1 protein-coding gene is annotated in these 1,441 nt (G+C 73.1%); it reads right to left on the reverse strand.

Features of this window, described 5'->3' with window-relative positions; all coding sequences use genetic code 11:
* Positions 1-527: 527 nt before the first annotated feature.
* Positions 528-1,187 carry a GNAT family N-acetyltransferase gene (locus tag BN12_RS21915; protein WP_048556761.1) on the reverse strand — a complete coding sequence of 220 codons (660 nt, stop codon included), beginning with the start codon at positions 1,185-1,187 and terminating at the stop codon, positions 528-530.
* Between the last annotated feature and the right edge of the window lie 254 nt (positions 1,188-1,441).

The raw sequence follows: 1,441 nt of genomic DNA on the forward strand, positions 1-1,441 counted from the left end.
TCGGGGTCTGTGCACCACCTCGGGGGTGGCCGGCTGGCGGTCTGGCGCCCGATCGGGGTCTGTGCACCATCTGGAGGTGGCGGCTGGCGGTCTGGCGCCCGAGCGGGGTCTGTGCACCACCTCGGGGGTGGCCGGCCGGCCCGACCAACAGGAACATCGGCGCGCTGGGCCGCCTGCAGGGTCACGGACGTGCTCACGAGGCGTCGCCTTCGGGCGGGCATCGCCCCTATTGCCTGTCGGTGGGACCGCCGGACACCCAGAGCCGCTACGGACACCAAGGGGTATGCGTGGATCCCGCACGACGAGAGCGGGCCGGGACGGCATTGGGTGTCCGTCGGTCGCTACCGCGGGACGGGCGCACGACAGGCAGCGGGGTCGGCCGATCGCTGTACCTCACCGACCCGAGGGCGGCCCGGCCATTCGAGCCCGCCTCACCCGCGCGGCCACCCGAGCGCGCCTCGCGCGGCCCGGCCACCCGAGCGCGCCTCGCGCGGCCCGCCACTCGAGCCCGCCTGGCCCCGAACGGCTCAGGGCTCGTCGAGACCGATGAAGCGGCGGAACGGCTCAATGCCCTCGACCTCGATCTCGACGTCGCCGCGGACGAACGCCTCCGGGCGGAGCACGAGCCGCTGGTTGAAGGCGAGCTCTCCCGGCCGCCGCTCCAGACGCTGGATGCCGTCCGGGACATAGCCGACCTTCCGGCTCACTGCGAGCGACTGCGGGTTGTCGAGGAACGCGCCGGAGGTGACCTCGACCGCGTCGAGGTGGTCGAAGGCGAGCGCGCAGATCGCGCGCCGCATCCGGGTGCCGATGCCACGTCCCTGGAACCGCTCGCCGAGCCACGACCCGGTCTCGCCGGTCCGGGTGACGAGGTAGCTCTCCGTCTCCCACGACTGCATACCGACCATCTCCCCGTCGACGCGGACGGCGAGCAGCAGCGCCCACTTCTTCGGCGAGTCATCGGCGCGGTGCCGCCAGTAGTAGCGGGCCATCTCCCGGCGCAGGTCGTCGCCCTCGGGCTCGGTCCACGGGAAGTAGAACGGCATCCGGTCGCGCGGGTGGATACCGGCCACTGCCACCTCGGCGAGCTCGGCGATGTCCTCGTCGCGCGGGTAGCGCATCGTGAGCGACCCGGCCGTCACCGTGAGGGCGAAGGGCGGGAAGGCGCGGACCAGGCTGTCGCTCATGGAGTCGATGGTGACCCACCGCGGTATGCCGCTCAACCGGTTTGTCCTCGAGCCGCCGACCGCTTGCCCCGGCCGCCGACCGCGTGCCCCGCCGCCGACGGCTCCGTCCGGGCCGACGGGCGCCCCTCCTCGCGTCGGAGCTGCGACTCTTTCGGCCCGTCTGGCGCCCGATCGGGGTCTGTGCACCATCTCGACCGTGGCAGTCTGCCGCCCGATCGGGGTCTGTGCACCATCTCGACCGTGGCGGTCTGGCG

The sequence above is a fragment of the Nostocoides japonicum T1-X7 genome, assembly GCF_001046855.1.
GTDB classification, from domain to species: Bacteria; Actinomycetota; Actinomycetes; order Actinomycetales; family Dermatophilaceae; genus Nostocoides; species Nostocoides japonicum.